Origin of the sequence: Rhodococcus sp. RD6.2 (assembly GCF_001040705.1) — a bacterium.
Taxonomy (GTDB): Bacteria; Actinomycetota; Actinomycetes; order Mycobacteriales; family Mycobacteriaceae; genus Rhodococcus_G.
The window spans coordinates 291464-312053 of sequence record NZ_CVQP01000009.1 but is presented as its reverse complement, the minus strand read 5'-3'; the positions used below and the strand labels follow the sequence as shown (position 1 = coordinate 312053).

At 66.8% G+C, this 20590-nt stretch carries 23 protein-coding genes and 1 pseudogene; 10 read left to right on the top strand and 14 right to left on the bottom strand.

Annotated features, from left to right (window positions below):
* Positions 1 to 215: 215 nt before the first annotated feature.
* Entirely contained in the window at positions 216 to 503 is a 288-nt protein-coding gene (locus tag RHCRD62_RS25955) for a hypothetical protein (RefSeq protein ID WP_157051005.1), read from the bottom strand.
* Here RHCRD62_RS25955 and RHCRD62_RS20335 point away from each other — a divergent pair.
* Complete coding sequence (locus RHCRD62_RS20335) at positions 502 to 1371, top strand: alpha/beta fold hydrolase (RefSeq protein ID WP_050066693.1); 870 nt, start codon at positions 502 to 504, stop codon at positions 1369 to 1371. The two genes, RHCRD62_RS25955 and RHCRD62_RS20335, sit on opposite strands and share 2 nt — an antisense overlap.
* Before the next feature lie 91 nt (positions 1372 to 1462).
* Here RHCRD62_RS20335 and RHCRD62_RS20330 read toward each other — a convergent pair whose 3' ends face one another.
* Positions 1463 to 1729, bottom strand: a complete 267-nt coding sequence (locus tag RHCRD62_RS20330; RefSeq protein WP_216596652.1) for a VOC family protein — start codon at positions 1727 to 1729, stop codon at positions 1463 to 1465.
* Between the two features lie 293 nt (positions 1730 to 2022).
* Here RHCRD62_RS20330 and RHCRD62_RS20325 point away from each other — a divergent pair, with 293 nt between their 5' ends.
* Positions 2023 to 2460, top strand: a complete 438-nt coding sequence (locus RHCRD62_RS20325) for a hypothetical protein (RefSeq protein ID WP_050066542.1) — start codon at positions 2023 to 2025, stop codon at positions 2458 to 2460.
* Between the two features lie 65 nt (positions 2461 to 2525).
* Here RHCRD62_RS20325 and RHCRD62_RS20320 read toward each other — a convergent pair whose 3' ends face one another.
* The 5 genes from RHCRD62_RS20320 to RHCRD62_RS20300 all read right to left on the bottom strand — a co-directional run bounded on the left by RHCRD62_RS20320 (position 2526) and on the right by RHCRD62_RS20300 (position 7772).
* Positions 2526 to 4166, bottom strand: a complete 1641-nt coding sequence (locus RHCRD62_RS20320; RefSeq protein WP_157051004.1) for an amidohydrolase family protein — start codon at positions 4164 to 4166, stop codon at positions 2526 to 2528.
* Between the two features lie 425 nt (positions 4167 to 4591).
* Positions 4592 to 5548, bottom strand: a complete 957-nt coding sequence (locus RHCRD62_RS20315) for a M56 family metallopeptidase (RefSeq protein WP_050066540.1) — start codon at positions 5546 to 5548, stop codon at positions 4592 to 4594.
* Positions 5545 to 5910, bottom strand: a complete 366-nt coding sequence (locus RHCRD62_RS20310) for a BlaI/MecI/CopY family transcriptional regulator (protein ID WP_050066539.1) — start codon at positions 5908 to 5910, stop codon at positions 5545 to 5547. The genes RHCRD62_RS20315 and RHCRD62_RS20310 overlap by 4 nt, the downstream gene beginning before the upstream one ends.
* A gap of 446 nt (positions 5911 to 6356) precedes the next feature.
* Entirely contained in the window at positions 6357 to 6881 is a 525-nt protein-coding gene (locus RHCRD62_RS20305; RefSeq protein WP_050066692.1) for a VOC family protein, read from the bottom strand.
* A 12-nt stretch (positions 6882 to 6893) separates the two neighbouring features.
* On the bottom strand, positions 6894 to 7772 hold the full coding sequence (locus tag RHCRD62_RS20300; RefSeq protein ID WP_050066538.1) for an oxidoreductase: 879 nt from the start codon (positions 7770 to 7772) through the stop codon (positions 6894 to 6896).
* A 238-nt stretch (positions 7773 to 8010) separates the two neighbouring features.
* On the opposite strand from RHCRD62_RS20300, the gene RHCRD62_RS20295 reads away from it, so the two are divergent.
* The gene (locus tag RHCRD62_RS20295) at positions 8011 to 8670 is read left to right on the top strand and encodes a leucine-rich repeat domain-containing protein (RefSeq protein ID WP_157051003.1); all 660 of its coding nucleotides are present in this window, start codon (positions 8011 to 8013) and stop codon (positions 8668 to 8670) included.
* A 17-nt stretch (positions 8671 to 8687) separates the two neighbouring features.
* On the opposite strand, the gene RHCRD62_RS20290 is transcribed toward RHCRD62_RS20295, so the two are convergent.
* On the bottom strand, positions 8688 to 9212 hold the full coding sequence (locus RHCRD62_RS20290; RefSeq protein WP_050066536.1) for a VOC family protein: 525 nt from the start codon (positions 9210 to 9212) through the stop codon (positions 8688 to 8690).
* A 94-nt stretch (positions 9213 to 9306) separates the two neighbouring features.
* On the opposite strand from RHCRD62_RS20290, the gene RHCRD62_RS20285 reads away from it, so the two are divergent.
* The 5 genes from RHCRD62_RS20285 (at position 9307) to RHCRD62_RS20265 (ending at position 13690) form a co-directional block, all read left to right on the top strand.
* Entirely contained in the window at positions 9307 to 10344 is a 1038-nt protein-coding gene (locus RHCRD62_RS20285; protein WP_084734411.1) for a helix-turn-helix transcriptional regulator, read from the top strand.
* Positions 10345 to 10384: 40 nt separating this feature from the next.
* On the top strand, positions 10385 to 10975 hold the full coding sequence (locus tag RHCRD62_RS20280) for a DUF4178 domain-containing protein (RefSeq protein ID WP_253277420.1): 591 nt from the start codon (positions 10385 to 10387) through the stop codon (positions 10973 to 10975).
* A gap of 353 nt (positions 10976 to 11328) precedes the next feature.
* Positions 11329 to 11922 (top strand): hypothetical protein, encoded by a 594-nt coding sequence (locus RHCRD62_RS20275; RefSeq protein WP_050066534.1) that lies wholly within the window; start codon positions 11329 to 11331, stop codon positions 11920 to 11922.
* Between the two features lie 135 nt (positions 11923 to 12057).
* A complete protein-coding gene (locus RHCRD62_RS20270) occupies positions 12058 to 13059 on the top strand; it encodes an ankyrin repeat domain-containing protein (RefSeq protein WP_050066533.1) in 1002 nt (333 codons plus the stop codon).
* Between the two features lie 13 nt (positions 13060 to 13072).
* Positions 13073 to 13690, top strand: coding sequence for a hypothetical protein (locus tag RHCRD62_RS20265; RefSeq protein ID WP_050066532.1), 618 nt, complete (start codon positions 13073 to 13075; stop codon positions 13688 to 13690).
* A 52-nt stretch (positions 13691 to 13742) separates the two neighbouring features.
* Here the strand turns inward: RHCRD62_RS20265 and RHCRD62_RS20260 are convergent, their stop codons facing one another.
* The 4 genes from RHCRD62_RS20260 to RHCRD62_RS20245 form a co-directional block, all read right to left on the bottom strand.
* Positions 13743 to 14810, bottom strand: a complete 1068-nt coding sequence (locus RHCRD62_RS20260; protein WP_050066531.1) for an alcohol dehydrogenase catalytic domain-containing protein — start codon at positions 14808 to 14810, stop codon at positions 13743 to 13745.
* Entirely contained in the window at positions 14807 to 16000 is a 1194-nt protein-coding gene (locus RHCRD62_RS20255; RefSeq protein ID WP_050066691.1) for an LLM class flavin-dependent oxidoreductase, read from the bottom strand. The genes RHCRD62_RS20260 and RHCRD62_RS20255 overlap by 4 nt, the downstream gene beginning before the upstream one ends.
* Before the next feature lie 174 nt (positions 16001 to 16174).
* Positions 16175 to 16813, bottom strand: coding sequence for a TetR/AcrR family transcriptional regulator (locus RHCRD62_RS20250; RefSeq protein ID WP_050066530.1), 639 nt, complete (start codon positions 16811 to 16813; stop codon positions 16175 to 16177).
* A 181-nt stretch (positions 16814 to 16994) separates the two neighbouring features.
* Positions 16995 to 17489 carry an OsmC family protein gene (locus RHCRD62_RS20245; RefSeq protein ID WP_050066529.1) on the bottom strand — a complete coding sequence of 165 codons (495 nt, stop codon included), beginning with the start codon at positions 17487 to 17489 and terminating at the stop codon, positions 16995 to 16997.
* Positions 17490 to 17745: 256 nt separating this feature from the next.
* Between RHCRD62_RS20245 and RHCRD62_RS26500 the strand changes: the two are divergent.
* Positions 17746 to 17856, top strand: a pseudogene (locus tag RHCRD62_RS26500) (IS5/IS1182 family transposase); the annotation flags it as partial.
* Between the two features lie 59 nt (positions 17857 to 17915).
* Here RHCRD62_RS26500 and RHCRD62_RS20235 read toward each other — a convergent pair.
* Both RHCRD62_RS20235 and RHCRD62_RS20230 read right to left on the bottom strand, forming a co-directional pair.
* On the bottom strand, positions 17916 to 19319 hold the full coding sequence (locus RHCRD62_RS20235; RefSeq protein WP_050066528.1) for a decaprenylphosphoryl-beta-D-ribose oxidase: 1404 nt from the start codon (positions 19317 to 19319) through the stop codon (positions 17916 to 17918).
* Positions 19320 to 19406: 87 nt separating this feature from the next.
* A complete protein-coding gene (locus RHCRD62_RS20230) occupies positions 19407 to 20168 on the bottom strand; it encodes an SDR family oxidoreductase (protein WP_050066527.1) in 762 nt (253 codons plus the stop codon).
* A gap of 58 nt (positions 20169 to 20226) precedes the next feature.
* Between RHCRD62_RS20230 and RHCRD62_RS20225 the strand changes: the two genes are divergently transcribed.
* Entirely contained in the window at positions 20227 to 20571 is a 345-nt protein-coding gene (locus tag RHCRD62_RS20225; protein WP_050066526.1) for a winged helix-turn-helix transcriptional regulator, read from the top strand.
* Positions 20572 to 20590: the final 19 nt, after the last annotated feature.

Genomic DNA, 20590 nt, shown 5'->3' with positions numbered 1-20590 from the left:
TACCTGCGTGCTACACCTGGCGAACGCATTCAGTGCCGGCTTCCACCTCATCGCCCATCGTGCTCTTCCCTTCTCGGATGCTCCCACGGCCTGACGCCGCCGCGTAGTGGAGTTGGCATGCGACGTAGGCGCCAGATTCTGTGCGGTCATACAGTCGCACGGCCGGATGAACCTCAGGCGCCAACACTCGTCTTCTTCGTCCTGATGGTGATCCTCTACGGCGCTTTCATCGCGCTCGCATTCACCATGCCGGCAACGCACAGCTGATCACAGAGGGAGGAGGTCGACCCGTCGTCCTGCGAAGTGTTCGGCGACGCCCGGATCACCGTCGTGAGGTCGCGCAACGGATGACCCGGTTCGGCTGTTGACCGTTTCACCCTCTTACCAAGAAAATGGTGCTGTCCCAGGCGTGTGCCGGACACCGAGCCCGCGGTGTTCGCGGCGGTATACGGCACCAAAAATCGGTCGCGGGCCCCGGCGCTGTCGGAGACAATCACGATCATGTCTGTGGATGTCTCGGCGCCGGCCCGGGTGGGCGAATCTCGTCTCGCAAACGGGCGGGTGATCGGGTGGTCCGAATGGGGTCGCCCGGACGGGGTTCCTGTTCTGCTGTCCCCGGGCGCCGCCACCACCGGGTCACTCGGATTCGGCGCCGCCGTCGTCGATTCGCTCGGCGTGCGGCTCATCGCTCTCGACCGCCCGGGTCTCGGCCGGTCGACACCGATGCCCGGCAAGACATTTCGAGCCTTCGCGGCCGACGTCGGTGAGCTCATCGAGCTGCGCGACCTCGGCAAGCCGGCCCTCGTGGGCAACTCCCAGGGTGCGCCCTTCGCGCTCGCGTGCGCGGCCGCAGGTGTCGGCGCCGCGGTCGCAATCGTGTCCGGCAGCGACGAGGTGGCGGCGCCGCGGTTCGCCGACGACCTGCCGGGCCCGCTGCGTGAGCTCGTCGAACTGACCGCGACGGACCCGGGCGCCGCGGAGCGCATCTTCGCCACGTTCGACGCGGACGCCATGTGGCAGATGGTGATCGAGTCCAGCCCCGCGTCCGATCGCGCCGTCTACCGGGACCCCGTGTTCGAGCACTCGTACCGCGGCAGCCTGCGTGAGGCGTTCGCCCCGGGCCCGACCGGCTACGCCCGGGACACGGTGCTGGCGATGGGCCGCTGGCCGTTCGAGCTCACGACAATCGATGTCCCCGTGGACCTCTGGTACGGAGACCAGGACACCAGCCACTCCCCCGACCAGGGAGAATGGCTGGCCGCCCGCATCCCCGGAGCCGTTCGCCACCTGGTACCGGGAATCGGCGGCGCCGTGCTCTGGACACACGCCGAACCGATCCTGCGCACCCTGCTCGGCCACGTACCCACGTGACCTGCGGTGTCGGCGGCGTCAGCCCTGAACAACCGACACCGAGAACCCAACGCACAGGTCGTCACGGCCCCCGTCACCGATCCAGGCAACCTCATGCAGATACAGGCGCCGGGTAGACCAGCTTTTCGGCGATCTCCCCGAGCTCGGTGAATGTCCCGACCTCCCAGGCCAGGTGATAGAGACCGACGTCGCCCGGCCTACGTACCCCCGGGTCGTTGGGGCTCTGGAACAGGCCGAGGTCGTGGTCGTTGGCGGGCCCCGCGGCCTGCAGGAACGCCGCACCGGCAAAACCTCCCGGCAGCGGACGGAAGCCGAGCACATCGTCAGTCCATGTTTGCGCCACTGCCGAGTCGGGCACTACTCAGCCGTACTGAATCCACGAACATGGAGATGTACAAACGTGGCGGACAACAAGTCCGGGCCCTCCGAGGCGACATGGGCGTCGCGGAGAAGGAAACCGAGGCAGAAAGGGCCCGACCAGAAGCGGCGGCCGACGAGGCACGTCAGCGCGCGGAGCAGGACAACTGAGCGGTCAGCACACTGGCATGCAGTGTGCGCCGAGCGCTGCGCGGTCACGTTATCCGACGCAGATGGCCCGCCCGGAGAAACGCAGCGGTCTTCGGGCCGGGCGGGGACGAGAGTGGAGGAGATATGACAGTCTCGACGTACCTCAAGCGAAGCACAGCCGCGTTCGGGATCTGCGCCGCCGGCATGGTCCTCGCGCCGGCGGCGTGGGCCGGAACATCGTTCGACGATCCCCCACCCAGCTGTGTCCCCATCGGTCTTGGCGACGCCACCGTCGAAGCGGAGACCGGCGCCGAGGAGTCCGAGCTGGCTCCCGGGACGGTTGAGTTCGAGATCGATGATGGCGCCGGGACCGGAGCGAACGTGGTGTGGGTGAACACCGACAATTGGCGGTTCGGCACCGTCATGCTGACGCCGCAGGGGGACGAGGCGGAACCGAAGGCTACGGTCGCGTCCGGCCCAGGGCACGTGATGGCTGCGGTCTACGGTCTCTACACCGACGCAGAGGGCCAAGCCTGCCTGTTGCTGCCGGGTGTGAACACCGCGATCACCGTCCCCAGGTAGCTGGCGGCAGCACTCATGGAGGGCGGCGCTATTTCACCCCCGAGAGCCGCGCAGGCAGCCGTTCGTCACCTGACGCCTTCCCACATTCTCAGGTAGATCTCGGCGCCACGGAACACATCGGCCATGACATCCGGGCCGCCGAGCACCCGGACCGCCTCGAGCCAATCCGCATAAGCCCCATATGTGGCGGTGCCATCTGTGTTGAAGTCGAAAGTGCGCTCACCCCACCGTTCCTGGTCGAATGTCACCCGCCCATCATGCGACGTGAACGGGTACTGGATCGTTCCCGCTCCGGGTGCCGCGCCCTGGCCGGCGATGCCGTTCATGTCGGAGCCGAAGCCGAAACCGAAGTCGCCACTAGGGCGGGACATGGCACGCGCCTCACGCCAGGAGCGCAGGAAGGTTGCCGGCTCGCTGGCGTAGGGTGTGGCGAAACCACCCGCGGCATAGACCCTCGCAGTGGTCTTCTCCGAATCCCAGCCGTGTGAGGAGATCACACCGGAATAGCCGCGCTTTTCGATGATGGCCATCACTTCGTCGGCGGTCGCTTCACTCAGGTGATCCACCTCGATGAGAAACCCGTGGTCGATCATTCTGTTGATCAGATATTCGCCGAGGTCCGTCAAACCGCGGGCATTGCAGTGCGGCCCGGCCGGATAGAGCGGCAGTGGTGCACCTCCGATAAACGGACCGGTGAGATGTGCGAGGAACTGGTTGACATCCCCACCAGCTGGCACCGAGGGCTGCGTGCTGTCGTGGTCGGCACCGGGGCAGGGCTGCACATTCCAGAAGGTGCCGGTTTGCATGAAGTTGCCGGCGTTGACCAGCAACCCGGTCAGGTTGCTGTCCATTTTCGTGCCGCCGAACGCGTTGTCGAATTTGTGGACCGGGAAGAAGCTGCTGACACCGATTTCTCTGAGTTCGATCAGCCGGCGATCGACATCGGCCCGCGTGCACTCGGGCTGCCCGAGTAGTACCCCGCACCCCAGTGGATTGGACAGCTCCATGCCCAACACCACGGCGAGTTTGCCGGACGCGGCGATACGTCGTGCTTGGTCCGGGTCGGTGGCGATGCGGAAAAAGCCCTGCCCGGGACCACCTGCCTGTGCATCGATGTAGTCCTGCAGCGCGTGCAGCCCGGCGGCTTGGATGCGCACGGAAGTCATGTCGTCGCACGGGTTTCGGCGGTCGGTCATCATGGTGCACAGCGACTCGTTGTCCACGAGGTCCACTGTCATCACACGCAGGCCCGCCTTCCAGGACCGCTCGATACTGGTCCAGTAGGCACCTTCGGTGGTGAGTACGGACGGCTTCGGCCAGTCGCGGAAGGTGGGCCAGCCACCGGTGTCGGAGTTGTGGGCGGGTTCGCCGTGATCGAGGAAGTTCGCGATCACGCCGTTGGTACCGGTGCGGTATTGCGCGCAGTCGGGCAGCGCGTATTCCACCCCGTAGGGGTGCCACGGGCGGCCGCAATGGAAGTTCCCGCCCATGAACTCGTAGGCGGTGATGTGTGCGTGCGCGTCGATGGTGCCCTGGATCGAGCCGTCGGCAGCCACGCCGGGACCCGGTGTCCCGGTGGCGCCCGACTGTGCCTCAGGGAAGTCCGCGCAGCCGGTCTCCGGGGTGAAGGTGGCGGACGTGCTCTTTCCCGTTGCAGCGTTGGTGATCGTGAACCCGCTTGCGCCGGAACCGTCCACCTTCCACACTGCGGCATCCGAGGGTGCCTCGGCGGGCTCGATCGACTGCGCAGAGTCCTCGAGTACCTCACCACCGCGCCCGTAGAAAAGGTACTCACCGAGAGTGGTTGCGTGCAGCCGGTACGGGCCCGCCGACGGAACCAGCTGCCCGGCCGGGGTGTCGATCTGGAAGCAGCCGTTGACCAGCGAATAGCGCGTCTGCCCGGGGTCGGCTGTGGCGAGTCCCGAGCTGGACCCGGCGAGGCCCGCGGCGACCAGGGTTGCGGCGACCAGTACCGGCCTCCAGCGCGTGTGTCGTGGGCGGGCAACGGTGAAACGCAAGACTTCTCACTTCCGACCTAGGACTGCTTCACTTTGGGCGCAGTCGAATCCCAGGACGCCTAAGGCAACCCGGCCGCCAAACTACTATGAAGGATAGTTTTTTCGTGGCGCTTTCAGATCAGGGCCACAGTCGCTGCCGCGGAACCGAGCCCGACCGCGATCGCCGAACAGGCCGGTACCAGCAACATCGCCCCCACCAGAGCCCTCGCTGCCCGGCGCCGGGACGCCGAACGACACTCCGGTGCCGCCGCCAGGCATTCCAGACGCACCGTCAACGAGTCATCGTCCGGCTCCGACACCGAGATCGACACAGGCACAGCTCCCCCGTGTACGGCCACGGTGCGCAAGGCACTGCAGAGCGACTGCGGATCGGTGCGGACCGCGGCGCTGCGATCGGCGGCGAGTTCGACCAGCGTTGTCAGTGCCGATGGCGCAGCGGCGAGCAGTGGAATCCGCGGGAATGCGCTGGCGAGAACCTGGCATACACCAAGGATGTGATGGTGGCGCCCCCGTAGATGCGCACGCTCGTGGGCGAGCACCGCATGCCACTGGGCCTCAGTAAGACAGCGCGCGAGCCCGTCTGTGACCACGACATACCCGTCGCGCCCAGAAACGCTGTAGGCCAACGGCACCGGATGGTCGAGCCAGACCAGCCCCGCGCCTCCCGGATCGACGCGGCCGAGCAGCCCGATCAGTTCCGCGTGCCGCCGCCGCAGCGCCAATCCTCGCTGCAAATGAACGACGGAGACTCGTGTCACGAGTATGGCGGGAACGACGAAACCGAGGAAGGCAACCGGCCTTATCAGTTCCGCTGTCCAGGTGACGATGGTCGGCTCGACCGCGGCCAGACTCTGCACCACGGCGCCCGCACGCGAATTTCCCGGTGGATCACCCGGCCAGGCCAGGGCGATCAGCGCCAGCGCGCCGACACCGATCATCGCGACCACCGCACCGAGCCAGGCCACGATCCCCACCACCGGAGCGCCACCGAAATCGACGCGAGACAAGACCACCGGCGCGATCATGGCCAGCGCCATGCCGGCAGCCACCAGCGCGATGAGCAGGATCATGGAGTGTCTTCACCGGCGGACAGCCCCTGCCGCAGCGCTTCGACCTCGCGCGCACTGGCGGTGCGGGCCAAGTGCAGCAGCGCGCTGGTGGCGTCGGGACTGGCGTCGAGGATTTCACGCAACAGATCGGTGGTCGCCTCGGCACGGGAACGACTAGGGCGATACTGATAGCGTCGGCCGACCTTCTCCCGCTGAACCCAACCCTTCTCCCACAGATGCGTCACCACCGTCAATACCGTGGTGTAGGCCGGAGTCCGCTGCTCCCGACCGAGTTGATCGACCAGTTCGTGAACCGACAGCGCGTCGGGGACCTCCCACAGCACAGTCATCACCTGGTTCTCCAGCGATCCCAGCCCTTTCATCACCACTCCATCCGATCTCGCTGCCCCGGCCGCACCGCGCACACAGATGCCGCAGGCACAACATACTGAACCGTTCCGGGTCCATAGCCGCTTCCAGTCCTGCGAAGAAGGCTCGGGTGAACCGAGCGCCAGGTGTGCAACTCGGCCGCTCGGCAGGACGGCGGGGACGTAGCCGCGACCGCGCTCGACGACGAGCGGCCGAGTCGCGGGCCACACGAAGCCGCTCGTCGGACCCGCGAACAACTGCCAACCATGTTGACGCGATCGCGACCGGTCGTGGTCACGACACTTGTCACCCCGCAGGTCAGAGCATCGGCAATTGTCAACTGTGTTGGGGATTCACAGTTGCGGTGAATCCCCACCGTGGTTGGCAACTTGCCAGTAGTTGGCACAGCGCATGGCGACCAACAGAAGAAGAACCCGAGATGCCGGCGCCACCAGCACCCTCAGCGGCCCGCGAAGACCCGCTGCCACACGGACGGGTCGGTGCGCGGGCCACCGAGGGTGTCGGCGCCGTAGCGTTCGATCTCCGCGGCGATGTCCAGCGGCCGGGTCGGCGGCATCCCCGGCACCAACTCCTCCTCGACCCGGTCGTCGGGAACCAGCCAGCACACCTCGAACTCGATGCCGTCGGGGTCGCGGGCGTACAGCGCCTTGGTCGAGCCGTGGTTGCTCGCCCCGGTCAGCGCGTCTGCGGCAACCAGCCTTTCGGCGATCTCCCCGAGCTCGGTGAGCGTCCCGACCTCCCAGGCCAGGTGATAGAGACCGACGTCGCCCGGCTTACGTACCCCCGGGCCGTTGGGGCTCTGGAACAGGCCGAGGTCGTGGTCGTTGGCGGACCCCGCGGCCTGCAGGAACGCTGCCCCGGCGAAACCTCCCGGCAGCGGACGGAAGCCGAGCACATCGCGATAGAAGGCGACGCTGCGCTGCAGGTCCGACACGAACAGGACCGCGTGGTTGAGTCGACGAATCACGTTCGCACCCTACTTCCCGAACCGATAGGTGACGCCGGTGAGTCGCTCCGACTCGGCCCACAGCGACGCCGCGACGGCCCGGTCGTGGGACTTGCCGGACGAACCGACCACCTTGGGGTGCCCGCGCTGTTCGAACGGCCCGTCCGGACCAATGTAGCTGCCGGACGCCACCGAATCGTCGGTGGCCGCATACAGCTCGGGCAGGGCGCCCATCGCGGCGCTTTGCCCGAACAGGTTGCCGACAACCATCACGTGATCCCAGACCGACTGGGTGTGACTCTGGAGTCCGGTCCGCGCGTAACCAGGGTGCGCGGCAAGCGATTTCACCGAGGATCCGGATGCCGACAACCGCCGGTCCAGCTCGTAGGCGAACATCAGGTTCGCCAGCTTCGACTGCCCGTACGCCGACCACCGGTTGTATCGCCGTCGCTGCCAGTTCGGATCGTCGAGGCTGATGGACCCCATCCGGTGTACCGCGCTCGACATCGTCACCACCCGGTCGGCGATCTGGTCCAGGAGCAGTCCGGTCAGCGCGAAGTGCCCGAGATGGTTCGTACCGAACTGCATCTCGAAGCCGTCGACGGTGGTCGACTTCGGCACCGCCATGACGCCGGCATTGTTGATCAGCACGTCGACCTGCTCGACCCCGTCCGCGAACTCACGCACCGACGAGAGGTCGGCGAGGTCGAGCCGACGCACCTCGGCGTTCGCGCCGATCCGCGCGGCCACCGGGCCGGCCTTGTCGACGTTGCGGCAGGCCAGGATCACGGTCGCGCCCGCGGCCCCGAGCGCCGTCGCCGCCTCCGCCCCGAGCCCACTGTTCGCGCCGGTCACCACGAAGGTGCGGCCGGTCTGGTCGGCGATGTCGCGAGGGGTCCATTTCCCCATGTCGCCAGCCTACGTCGACGGCGCCGTCCCGCGGCACGGAAAATCCGCCAACCTGCGCCGATAGCTTGACCAACCTCAGCCTGTCGGGGGGCAATCACGACGGTCCGAGCGAACTGGCTGCCGTAGGGCACTCGCATACTGTGCGGGTGCGATCTGAGATGCCCACTTCCGCTGCACGTGCCCTCCCGGGGAGCGTGACCCGCCGGACCATGTCCCGAACAGGCGAAGGATCGGAACGATGAGCCCGAGACGTAGCGCGCGCCGCGGGGCGGCTGGTGTGCTTGCTGCGGTGAACGCGCAGCTGGGGCGTCCGAGCTCGACACCTCTGGATTCCGAAGCCATCGCCCGGACCGAGTTCCTCGAACTTGATCAGCTGCCCGCGACGGACTTGGCCCCGTTGTCCGAACTGTCGAACCTGACCGAACTGCGATTGCACGGGGAGGTAGTGATCGATCTTCGCCCGCTTTCGACGCTGACCGCGTTGCAGAGGCTCGACCTACGTTGGTCGCCTGTGCGGGACGTGTCCCCGTTGGCGGGCCTGAACAGTCTCACCCACCTCTATCTCAGCGGAACGGAAGTCAGTGATGTGTCCCCGCTTGCCGGTCTGGCCGGACTGGAGTTTCTGGACCTGCGCTGGACGCCACTCCGGGACGTCGACCCCCTGGGAGGCCTGAGCCGCCTCACCTGCCTCAAACTCGCGGAGACCGAGGTGGTCGACGTGGCTGCACTGGCGGGCCTGACGGGCCTGACCTCGCTCGACCTCGAGGGAACCTCGGTCACGGACGTCTCGCCACTGGCCGGCTTGCCGCATCTGGGAATGCTCGAACTCTCCGGATCACACGTCACAGATGTTTCCTCTCTGCACAGCATGGCCAACCTGACCATCATCAACGGGTGATTGACAGGGCCAAGAGGTCAGCGCATCGGCGCGCTGCTGCGTCCTTGCGCGAGGCCGCTCAGCTCGGCGTCGAGGGTCGCCTGTGCCACTCGCATCTGCTCGGCGTAAACGGGGTCCTGCATCCGCTGCCACATCACGTCCTCAGGGACGTCCTCGACATGGCTCGTCACCCACCAGATGTTGCCGAACGGATCCTTGATGCGCCCTCCGCGCTGCCCGAACGCGCTGTCGCCCAGCTCGGTGACCACCTCGGCGCCGGCGGCGAGCGACTTCGCGAACGCCTCGTCCGCGTTCGGAACGAACACGCGCAGCAGGCTCGGCATGGCCGGCCACTCCGGCCGTCGATCGAAGGCCAGCACGACGGTGTCGCCGACCCGGATTTCTCCGTGACCGATCGATCCGTCCTCGGTCGACACTCGGGCGAGCTCTTCGCCGCCGAACACATCGGAGACGAAGTCGAGGAAAGCGCCGGTGTCGGCGGTGACGACCCAGGGGGCGACGCTCGTGTAGCCGGTCGGAGTGCCGTTGCGCAGATCGGACATGTTCGGTTCCTTTCGAGGCTTTTCGCTGGTGTGACCCCGACGCTAGACACGAAATAGGTCTGATCCTGTCCTAGATATGCCGGAGAATGTGGGAATGGCCGGACCCACCTCACGCCTGCTCACCCTGCTGTCACTGCTCCAGACCCCTCGCACCTGGTCCGGCAGCGAACTCGCCGCGCGACTGGAGGTCACGCATCGCACGGTTCGCCGAGATGTCGACCGGCTGCGTGAGATGGGCTATCCCGTCGACGCCGACCTCGGTGCCCACGGCGGGTACCGCTTGGTGGCGGGAACGTCGATGCCACCGCTACTCCTCGAGGACGACGAGGCCATCGCCGTCGCGCTCGGGCTGCGCACAATCGCAGTCCATGGCCTGCCCGAACTCGAGGACGCCGGCGTCCGCGCGCTCACCAAGCTGAGCCAGTCGCTCCCCGCCCGGCTACGGCACCGGGTGCGCGCCTTGGGTGCTGCTGCCGTTCCGTGGGCACGCTCGTCGGGGAACACGGTCGACGCGGACGTCCTGACCGTGCTCTCGGCCGCGATCGCGAATCGGGAACGAGTCCGCCTGGACTACGAGGATCGGGGCGGCAGTCTCAGCGCCCGACACGTCGAACCGCAGCGGCTGGTGACCGTGCATAACCGGTGGTATCTCGTCGCGTTCGACCTCGACCGCGACGACTGGCGCCAGTTCCGGGCGGACCGGATCTCCGCACCGCGAGGCACCGGGGCTCGCGCACGCGAGCTCATGCCCGCTGAGGAGGTGCTCGCGCACCTCGAACGCGCCGAACTCGCGATGGCGCCGACGTACCGGGCAGATGTGACGCTGCGGCTCTCGCTCGAGGTCGCGCAGGTGCGGTTGCGTGATCACCTCGGTGACGGTGAGCTCACGTCGGAGGCGGATGCCACCAGATGGCGCAGCGCGTCGGACACAGTGGAGTGGCTGGCGATTCGGCTGCTCGCGATGGATTGCCGCTTCGTCGTGCACGGGCCGCAGGAGCTGAGGGATCACCTCGGCTGGATCCACGAGCGGACAAGGGTCGACGGTGAGGCGCGCAGCTCAGCTGAGATTCATGGGGCGAGTCCGAAGCAGCTGTCCGGTCCTGTTCGCCGATCGCCCAACAGGCCGCAGTAGGTGTCGAGTTCAACGCGAGGGGAACACTGTCGGGATGGGTATCGTGATTCTTCTACTCGCCCTGTTGGTTCTGATCTCGATCGCGGGAAACGTCATACGTGTCCGGCACGCAAGCACTCTCGGTGCGCAACCACAGGCCCCTTCGCCAGCCACCACACCGGAGGGCTACGACCCGCTCCGGATCGGTGTCGGTGACATCGTCTCGTGCACCGGTGTCGACCACGTCGTCAGCGGCACGATCAACTTCGACCAGGAGGGATTTCGCTGGCACGAGCACCTGCTCGCCGGCCCGAACGGCCGTCGCCGGCTCACGGTCGAGTACGAAGAGGGCGAACTGGAGATGACGCTGTGGACGCCGTGCGAGGGAACCTGCCTCGAGCCCGGCGAAGAAGTGGCTCTCGACAACCGCGTGTACCGGCAGGTCAAGTCCGGTGCTGTTCAGTTCACCGCGGAGGGAACGACCGGTACGCCACCGTCCGGATCGATGGAATATACGGACTATGCGACCGCCGACAGAAGCGGTCGGCTCGCGTTCGAGCGGTGGACGAAGACCACGTCATGGGAGGTGTCGACCGTGCACGCTGTCACGCGTGGCGAGCTCAGGGTCATCCACGCGCGGTCCGTCGAGTGAGCGTGCACCTGTCAACTCGGAACCGCACCATCACTTTTCATTGCACCGCCTGGAAGACGGCAGTCGCAGCTGCAGTCGAGCGGGCCGTCCTCCAGTCCCCGCAGTGTCGCCGTGCACTGCGGCCTGCCGCACGATTGTCGGAATCGGCTCCTGTGCATCGTGATCCGCAAGAGTAGTCGTGGATCAGGATCAAGGTTGTGGCCGCACCGAGTAGCGCTACCTGCCGGGCCGGAATCGCAGCAGAAACTGCCGCGAGCACCACCACAGAGCCCGCAACCGCGGCTGCTTTCGCCGTCGTGCCGATCGACATGTGACCACCTGGAGGTGCCGTCTTCTGGTGTTACGGTGAGCCCGTGTTCGACTTTGCCGACCTCGACGCGGCGATCCTCAGTACCCTCCGCGCGTGCGTCGCGGAACTCCGTTCTGCCGACGACTCGCTCGCGATGGTGGCCTGCGGCATGGTCGAAGACCTCACCGGGTTCTTCGTTGCCGGGGCCGGTGCGACCTGGGCCTCTGGACTTGAGGGGTCGAGCGCAGACAAGGCGCAGTGGGCCTGGTGTCCATCGGAGTGGCCGCTCGACGCTGAAGACCCGGACGATGTCGCGCCGGGTCGGGTGACGAGCGCAATCTGGGCGCTCTCCGGCACCCAGGCAATGTTCGACGGAACGGGGCACGTGCTCGAGGCGGATGCCTACGATGCCCTTCGGCTGCAGTACGAGAACCGGATCGTGCGTGCGATCAAGCGGATGCAGGCCGACGGCGAGTTTCGCGATGCCGCGGGGAACGACGTGTGGATCTGGCTGCACTCCGCCGACGACGCTGATCCCGAGCTCGACGCGCGCACCTTTGCCGCCCTACAAGGACCCGAACTCGCCAGCGATTTCAGTGACCGTTTCGGCGCCGGCGGAGATCGCCTGCTCGCGCGTGTCGCGGCCCGCGAGGCCTAGCGCAGCACTGCAGGCGTCTTCTCGGTGACCTGTGCGGCGCTCTACGTCTGCGAATTAACGGCCGGACCCTGACCGTCGAGCAGACGACCTGATCGGTCAGGCACGATCATGCCCATCCGACGGACCAGGGGTCCCATGCGCTCGAATCATCATCTCGGCCAGGCCGCCGCACGCGGCGACCTCGACACGCTGTCTGCGCGGATCGACGCCGGCGACGACATCGAAGAACGACAGAAGGGCACCGGGCGAACCCCGCTCGTGGAGGCCGCCATCGCCGGGCATCACGAGATCGTGGAACGGCTTCTCGTCTGCGGAGCCGATCGCACGGCGTCGTGCACCGCGGTCGGCCACACCGCGCTGGAGTGGGCTGCCGTTCAGGGCCACGTCGAGGTGGCCCGGGTCCTGCTTGCTCACGATTCCGATCCCAACGTGGTTTCGGCGAACAGCTTCATGGGCCACACTCCCCTCATGCTCGCCGCCTCCACCGGGCACATCGAGGTACTCCGACTGCTGCTCGACGCGGGCAGTGACCCTCAGCTGGAGGACAATCGCGGACACAACGCACTCTCGCTCGCGGAGAAGCACCGACACGACGCGGCGGTGACGATCCTCCTCGAGGCGGGAGCAACTCCACCTGCACCACGGGAACCATTGACGGCGCGCCCCTGGCCCGAACTGACGTGGGAGCCGGAAGTACTCGATGGTCTTGGTTCTCCGATCCCCGACACTGCATCACCCGCTCACGTGGTCTGGAGCTACATTCGGGCCATTCACGCGTGGGAAGCCGCGGCCTGGCAGGCGCTGCAGGCTGCCGAGTCGAAGGGCGAGCACTACGGCTTCGCCGCGGCGCTCGAGGTCGCTGGCGCAATCACAGCCGCCCACTGCACCACCGGAAAGCGCTACGTGCGCGCCTCCATCGGCGCGATTCCGGACATCTCACCAGAGTTCGCGCTCGTGGACGAGACCGAACCGACCGCATCCCGTCGTGAGCTCCACCTCCGGCATCTGGAGCCGACCGAGTTCGTTCACGAATACGAGTGGATCTTCGTCTGCGTCCGCAGAAACAGGCGATGGCGAATCGAGTCGGCGAAGTCCCGCTTGATCGGCACCGACAAGTGGGAGCAGGCCGTGCTGTGAAGGATCGAGCTTCGTGAACCGCACCATCGACGCTCTGCCGGTTGGCCGCGCGTTCTCACAGAGGACCAAGGCCCTCGCGATCATCGACGCCATCCTGTGCCCGGAATGGGAGTACCGCTGCTACTCGTTCAACTCCGGATGGGGTTCCGGACAGTCGATGGCCTCGGCCCGGGACGGGCAGGGCGCCGAGTACTTTGCCCTGATCTCGAACGATGTCATCGGATTCACATCCTACGAACCCCAGAGTCTCTTGGTGCCAACGCCTTCCGATGGCTGGGCCGCCCACGCGCCCGCGAGCACAGGGCTCGAGGACTTCTGGGACGAACCGGCGTTCTCGATGGATCGCATCTCGTGGTTGGCGGCGTGCGACGCGGGCAGCTGGCTGTTGCTCGCAGGCGAACTGCGGATCCCCGACCTGGCAGAGGCGCTGACCCGCGATGCAGAAGAGCATGCCGGCTGGGCAGCAACCTACTACGAGCTGACCCCGAGGACCGAGCAGGTTGAGGCGCTGCGGCACCTGCTCGATGGCAGACCCCTGACCGGCGAGATCGTGGCCACACTGAACCCATCCACGAGCATCGTCGACCTCGCCGACGACATCACGGAGATCGGGTGGCCAACCGCGGTGTAGCCGTTGCTCTCACTGCGGTTTGCGAGACGATCCGCCGGTCAGAGTCACCAGTTCACTTCTGGGGCAGGACCAGGATCTTCACGTGTTCATCCGGGTCACGCAGCGCTGTGAAGGCATCCGCCACGCCGTCCAGCCCGACCCGGCCGGTGATGATCGCTTCGGCGTCGATCTCGCCGTCGGCCAGCCGCTGCAGGGTGATGTCGTAGGCGTTCTCGTACGGGCCGTGACCGAAGTTGATCGCGATCCGCCGGAACTGCCCGACCACGGGGATGATCACCTCGTCGCCGAACGGCGCCGCCAGCACCTGGATCCGCGAGTTGAACGGCATCGTGTGCATCAGGGTGCCGAGGATCCCGGCCCGGCCGCTGCACTCGTAGGCGATGAGGATGCCCGCGCCCGCCTGGCCCACCAGGGTGTTGCCCTCCGCGACCATCCGATTCCACAACTCGATGGGGTCCTGCTCGTTCGGGTCCACGACGATGTCGGCGCCCACTTTCGCCGCGAGCTCGCGGCGTTTCGGCGACGGCTCGGACGCGATCACCAGCTGCGCCCCGCGGGCCTTCGCCGCGACGATGGCGCCGAGACCGATGGTGCCGCAACCGATCACCAGTGCCGAGTCGGCGGGGGTGAGACCGGACTGCTGCATGTGCATCTCGCCGACGTGCAACGGCTCGGCGAGGGTGGCGTGCTCGAGCGAGAGCCCCTCCGGCACGTGCCGGACCCAGAACGCGTCGACGACGATCTGTTCACCGAACGCGCCGTGGTACTCGTTGGAGTAACCGATGATCTTCGGGATTCCGGTCGCGGTGTCGGTGGCCAGCCCGATGCCCGCCACCCGGTCACCGACGGCGAAATCGGTGACTTCCGAACCGATCTCGGAGACGATGCCCGCGTACTCGTGGCCGAGGACGACGGGTCGGTCGGTGTCGAAGGTCGCCAGCGGGTACCCGGCGTTCTCGGCGACGTGCACGAACCGGCACGGGTCCTTCGACATGCTCAGGTCGCTGCCGCAGATGCCGCAGGCGGTGACGTCGATGCGGAGCTGGGCGGGAGCGAGCGGAGGTGCGTCCGGGACGTCGGCGACCGCGAACGCGCCGTTGCTGAACTGTGCTGCCTTCATGCTTGCGCTCCTGCGGTCTCGGCGGGCTGGCCGTAGTAGTCGGTGTGCGCCTTGGTGATCGCGCCGACCAGGCCGCCGATGAGGTAGTCGCGGTTGTCCTCGGCGAACTGGAGACTGGCCTCGCGGCCACGGTTGCGGTTCTTGAAGTGCGGGATCACCTCGGAGGCGAACAGGTCGTAACTGCGCTTGGTGTCTTCCCAGTTCGCCATGTCGACGTGCAGGATCAGCATGGTTCCGAAGCCACCGGTCTTCTCGATCAGGCGCTCGATCTGGGCGATCGCCTCGTCGGGCGTGCCGATGATCGCCTGGCCGAACTCACCGAGGGTGTCATTTCGCCACTGGTCGATGATGCCCTTGGGGGTCTGCGCCCAGTCCGGGTTCTGCCCGGTCTGCCGGTTGACATAGGCGGCCATCGAATCGATTCGGCGGCTCACGGCCCGCTCCGCGTCGGCCCTGGTCTCGGCGAGGAACATCGGGTTGACCAGCCGCCAGGTGGACCGGTCGGCGACATGACCGTTCTCGGCACACACCTTCTCGTAGACGCCCCAGTTGCGGTCGAGGACATCGAAACCACTGGGAGAGCTGGCGGCGAGCGAGAGCAGCGAGAGGCCGTGGGTTCCGGCCAGGACCGAGCCGTTGGGTGACATCGTCGATGCGGTCGCGATCTCGATGCCCGCCGGGTTGTAGGTGGGCAGCTGGGCGCGGGCGTCGCGCAGCGTGAACCAGTCCGTCTCCATGTTCACGACCTCGCCGCGCAGCAGCGGCAGGATCGCCTCGAGGGCCTCGCCTTGCATCCGGCGCTGGTCCGAGGGGTTGATCCCCATCATGTGCGCGTCGAGCGGAATCTTGCCGGGGCCGGTGCCGAAGATCAGGCGGCCGCGGGTCTGCAGGTCCAGCTGCGTGATCCGGTCCGCGGTGACCAGGGGATGGTGGTACGGCAGTGAGGTGACGCCGGTGCCGAACCGGATGCGTTCGGTGCGCTCGGCGGCGGCAGCGATGAACATGTCAGGCGCGGGGACGATCTCGGCGCCGGTGGAGTGGTGTTCACCCATCCACGCCTCGTCGAAGCCGAGGTGGTCGAGGTGTTCCATGAGGTCGATGTCCCGGCGCAACTGCAGCGCGGGATCGACGTTCAGCGGGTGGTAGGGCGCAAGGAAGGCGCCGAACTTGATCGAATCCGAGGTCCACATGGGCGTGCTCTCCTGGGAGTGAGTGGGGCACAGCAAGGTCGAGAACGTGTCCGACATCACATCGATGCCGGATTTCGTTCTACCACAGAGTTGGATCAAGTGATCCAGAAAATTCCCGCTGAGCGGGCGGCGCGGAGCGAAGCGCCGATCGCGGGGCGCGGGTGCGGAGAGGCGCTAGGTTCGCAGGAGTCGGTCGAGGCCGCCGACAACGAACTCGACGAGATCCTCGTAGAAGGCGGTCATGCCCTCGGGCGACGGGTGCCTGTCGTCGCGGTTCCACTCGTCAACGCGCCCCAGAGCCTGCAAGAAGCTGGTGACCGAGATGGCCCAGCGCAGCTCCAACCGGTCCGGATCGGTATCCGGATACGTTCTGCGAACCTCGCGCAGCAGGGCGGCATCCACGTCCTGGCCCGTCGAACGCAGCGCGGGATGATCCTCCGGAGACAGCTGCGCAACGATCTTCACCCACCGAAGACCCCGAACTCGGTGCTGCACAAGCAGTTCGAGGTACGGATCGGTCAGTGCACGCACCAGTGCGTCAGGGTCCGCGGGCTCCGGGGCGGCAGCGAGGGTCGCGACATTGGCTGCGATCCGGTCACGTACGGGCCCGCCGAGGTCGAGGAGAACCGCCGAGAGCAGGTCGTCCTTGGATCCGAAGTGATAGTGCACCGAGGCCGGTCCGAGCCCGGCCGCCGCGTTGACGGCGCGCACCGACACCGCATCCACTCCCTGGGCGGCGAAAAGTCGCTCGGCCACCTTGATCAGCTTCGCGCGGGTTGCCGTGCCCTGTCGATTTCCGGTGGCGGTGGACATGGTCAGAGCATGTCACAGCTCGACGGGCACCCCGGGGATGGCTTCCAATGGCCACGTATGGCTCGAGATCGGCCAACTCGAGCAGGCTCTGAACTCGCACCCCGACCGCCTGCCGGGCTGGCTACCCCGATTCGTCGCGATGATCGACTCGCCGCATCCAAGGGCTGGAACGGTGCCCGTGTCAGCGCTCGATCCGTGTGGTGGGCAGGTGCCGGACCGCGAAGTTCACCGATCGGGCGATGAAGCACATCTCGTTCGCCCTCTCGTGTAGCGACTCGATCGTGGTCAGCAGGTCGGCGCCGCGGGCGTCTCGTGGGTCCAGGCCGCGCACCGTGACGTCGGGGTTGAGCGTTACCTCGGTGAACTGTCCTGCGCCGCTGGGTTCCTCGGCCATCGTCCCGTTGGGGCGGTCGGTGTACCCGGTGACCACGATCCCGGCGGACGCGGCCAGGCTGAGGAACCAGAGCATGTGGCACTGAGCCAGCGAGGCGACCAGGAGCTCCTCGGGGTTCCACCGCGCGGGGTCACCCCGGAAGGCGGGATCCGAGCTGCCGGGCAGGTCGGGCTTCCCTTGGGCCGAGACTCGGTGCTCGCGGCCGTAGGCGCGGTGATCGGCCGTGCCGACGCCCCGGTTCCCGGTCCAGGCGACGGTGAGGGCGTAGTGGTGTTCGCGCACACGCCGATCCTCTCAGACCGGTGCGAACCACCGGCTACTGTCCGGGAGAGGATCGGTCCGACCACGCGCTTCAGTGTTTCTGGATCTGAACGTGCCTCCTCGCCTGCCACGATTGGTTCATGGGGAACAGGCTGATCGACTTGAACGAGTCACCGAAGTCCGCCCACCCGGTCCCAGAATCCGTACCGAATCCTGACACCTCGACCTGAGCGAACGTAAGGACTTGCCGGAGAACACCATTCGCGCCTCCTTCTGCGGTACCTGGGACCGGATCCTCGAACGCCTGCTCACCCACGCCGACGCGGCGGAGATCGTCGACTGGGCGGTGTCGGTGGACTCGACCATCGTCCGCGCTCACCAGCACGCCACGAACACCGCCCGCCACACAGACAGACGGGACGAGGGCCACAAACTGTCAGACCCGCCCTAGCCGGACACGAGGCGGAGTCGGCGCGCCAGGTCGGAGACGAACACCCCTTCCGGGTCGATGCGGTCCCTGGTCGCGCGCCACTCGTCGAGTCGCGGGTACATCCGGGCGATGCGCTCCGGGGTGCTCCGCGAGTCCTTGGCGAAGTACAGTCGGCCACCGAAATCGAGGACTCGCTCGTCGAGTTCGTCGCAGAATCTCCCGAGGCCGCCGCGAATCGGGAAGTCGAGGCTCAGCATGTATCCCGGCTCCGGCCACGACAGCGGCGCCGGGTTGCCCTCCCCCATTCGTTTGAACACGTTCAAGAACGACCGGTGACCTGACTCGGCGATCGAGCGAATCGTCTCCGCCAGTTGCTGTTCGGCGCCGAACGGTACCGAGAACTGGTACTGCAGAAACCCACCGGGACCATACGCGCGATTCCATTCGCCCAACAGATCCAGCGGATGATAGAACTGCGTCAGGTTCTGGATGGTGCCGCGGCCGTGCTTCGGGTACATCCGATACGCGACTTCTGCGGCGATTCGTGTGGTGACCCGGTTGACCATCCCGCTCGGAAAGACGTCCGGGACGGTGAACAGCTGTGGGGCGTTGAACCGCAACGGATCCCGACGTAGTTTCGGGGGGAGCTGATCCAGTGTTGCCAGCGAGCCGCGAGTGAAGCCGGCCCGACCCAGTTTCGGTCCCGTCGTGATCGTGTCGGGCACCGACATCGAGTAGTCGTAGCCTTCGTCGCTGCCGCCGGTCAGCAACTCCATCGTCTGATCCAGGTTGGCGGTGCGGTCGTGGTCGGCGATGAAGTACGCGGTCTCGGTGTGCTTCATGCGCACGCGGGCCCGAACGACGATGCCGGTCAGTCCCATTCCGCCGATCGTGGCCCAGAACAGATCGGGGTCGTCGCCGGACGGCGTCAGCGTGCGAATGGTTCCGTCGGCGGTGAGCAGGTCGAGCGCTTCGACGTGATTGCCGAAGCTGCCGTGTGAGTGGTGGTTCTTGCCGTGGATGTCGGCGCCGATCGCGCCTCCGATCGTGACCTGCCTGGTCCCGGGCAGCACGGGAACCCAGAGACCGTGGGGCAGGACGGCACGCATGAGGGTGTCGAGGCTGACGCCGGCGTCGAGGTCCACGATTCCCGAATCCGGGTCGATGTGGTGGATGCGGTTCAACGCGGTCATGTCCACGACGAGTCCGCCGGCGTTCTGCGCGGGGTCGCCGTAGCTGCGGCCGAGCCCGCGGGCGATGACGCCGCGTGGCCCTGCCGTGCGTACTGCCTGGGCAATCACATCGAGGTCGGGGGTGGCGAGCACGTCTGCTGGTGTTGCTGCACGCCTACCCCACCCGCTCAGAGAACGCCGTTCGGTTCTGAACTCGGTCGTCACAGTCACTCGGTCCACGATAGCCATCGCCCAGGACCTACCGGTCGGATCCACTGATCGCCGCCGGATCCGTCACGGCGGCCCGCGTGACCACCGGGGTGGGGCAACACCGAGTCAGGCGCGCGGCGCCGCGAGATAGTCCGATCCGCCGACATAGACCGTGTGCCCCGTCGCGGCGTCGATCACCGTGGCATCGACGATCGCGCGAGCGAACTCCTCAACGGTGGGAAGCGAGCCGTGACCCCGGCGAGCCGCAACCGCACCGGGGTTTCGCCGTTCGAGCAGTCTCACGATGATCGTCCCGTCGATCATGTCGCCGGACACAACGGTGAGCGTGACTCCCCGATCGGCGAGCGCAGGCGCCATCGCCCGTAGCGCATCCTCCCCGGCCCGTTTGCTCGCCGCGATGGGCTCGTACGCCGCCGGTACGGGCTTGCGGCCGTGGAAGTGCGCCTGGTGGCTCGTGACGAACACGATCCGAGACCCGGCTCCCATCAGTGGAAGCATGCGCTCGACGATCCGAACCTGAGCATCTCGGTTGATTCTCATCGCGTAGCCCGGTTCCGCGTCGATCTCGAGGCCGCCGGAAGCATTCAGTACCAACACATCGAGGCGACCGAACTGCTTCGCAATCTGCTCCGCCATCCGGTCGACCGAGGCCTCGTCCGACACGTCGGCACCGAGGAGTGATGCACTACCGCCGGAGTGCACGATGGCCTCGGCGACAGCGTGAGCGCGCTTCGCCTTCTCGCGATAGTTGACGACAACGTGGTCACCGATGGCGGCGAGCATTCTGGCGGTATCCGCGCCAATTCCCCGCGACGCACCTGTCACGAGGGCAACGCGACGCCCCTCCCCGCCGGCTGCCTCGACCATGCCGCTCCTCTCCACCCGACCAATCGCTTCTGATTTAGAATCACTATGGTGGTTCTAAATGAGAAGCGCAAGCGAACTAGAGCACCCCGATCGAGCATCTCCGCATCCGGCTCTCGGGGCCATCGAGCTGCTCGGACAACGGTGGGTTCTGCGGGTGATCTGGGAACTCGAGCCGGGACCGCTCGGCTTCCTGGAGCTCCGCCGCAGGATGGGCAACTGCTCGTCGAGCATGCTGTCCGAACGCCTCCAGCGTCTGCAGCACCACCGCATCATCGAGAAGCGCGCCGACAAGTCCTACGAACTGACCGTCGCGGGAACCGAACTGAGCGATGCTCTCCAGCAGCTCTGGGACTGGTCGGAGCGCTGGACGTCGAGCGTGGCTCCCGAGGCAGCCGCCGAGTAGCGGCCCCTGGAATTGCTCG

Coding starts and splice junctions, on each gene's coding strand:
- RHCRD62_RS20310 (WP_050066539.1), bottom strand. CDS start 5,910: ATGAAAGGGCTGGGATCGCTGGAGAACCAGGTGATGACTGTGCTGTGG.
- RHCRD62_RS20300 (WP_050066538.1), bottom strand. CDS start 7,772: ATGGGGAAATGGACCCCTCGCGACATCGCCGACCAGACCGGCCGCACC.
- RHCRD62_RS20290 (WP_050066536.1), bottom strand. CDS start 9,212: ATGTCCGATCTGCGCAACGGCACTCCGACCGGCTACACGAGCGTCGCC.
- RHCRD62_RS20295 (WP_157051003.1), top strand. CDS start 8,011: ATGAGCCCGAGACGTAGCGCGCGCCGCGGGGCGGCTGGTGTGCTTGCT.
- RHCRD62_RS20250 (WP_050066530.1), bottom strand. CDS start 16,813: ATGTCCACCGCCACCGGAAATCGACAGGGCACGGCAACCCGCGCGAAG.
- RHCRD62_RS20225 (WP_050066526.1), top strand. CDS start 20,227: ATGAGAAGCGCAAGCGAACTAGAGCACCCCGATCGAGCATCTCCGCAT.
- RHCRD62_RS20235 (WP_050066528.1), bottom strand. CDS start 19,319: ATGGCTATCGTGGACCGAGTGACTGTGACGACCGAGTTCAGAACCGAA.
- RHCRD62_RS20230 (WP_050066527.1), bottom strand. CDS start 20,168: ATGGTCGAGGCAGCCGGCGGGGAGGGGCGTCGCGTTGCCCTCGTGACA.
- RHCRD62_RS20325 (WP_050066542.1), top strand. CDS start 2,023: ATGACAGTCTCGACGTACCTCAAGCGAAGCACAGCCGCGTTCGGGATC.
- RHCRD62_RS20260 (WP_050066531.1), bottom strand. CDS start 14,810: ATGAAGGCAGCACAGTTCAGCAACGGCGCGTTCGCGGTCGCCGACGTC.
- RHCRD62_RS20270 (WP_050066533.1), top strand. CDS start 12,058: ATGCGCTCGAATCATCATCTCGGCCAGGCCGCCGCACGCGGCGACCTC.
- RHCRD62_RS20315 (WP_050066540.1), bottom strand. CDS start 5,548: ATGATCCTGCTCATCGCGCTGGTGGCTGCCGGCATGGCGCTGGCCATG.
- RHCRD62_RS20335 (WP_050066693.1), top strand. CDS start 502: ATGTCTGTGGATGTCTCGGCGCCGGCCCGGGTGGGCGAATCTCGTCTC.
- RHCRD62_RS25955 (WP_157051005.1), bottom strand. CDS start 503: ATGATCGTGATTGTCTCCGACAGCGCCGGGGCCCGCGACCGATTTTTG.
- RHCRD62_RS20285 (WP_084734411.1), top strand. CDS start 9,307: ATGGCCGGACCCACCTCACGCCTGCTCACCCTGCTGTCACTGCTCCAG.
- RHCRD62_RS20255 (WP_050066691.1), bottom strand. CDS start 16,000: ATGTGGACCTCGGATTCGATCAAGTTCGGCGCCTTCCTTGCGCCCTAC.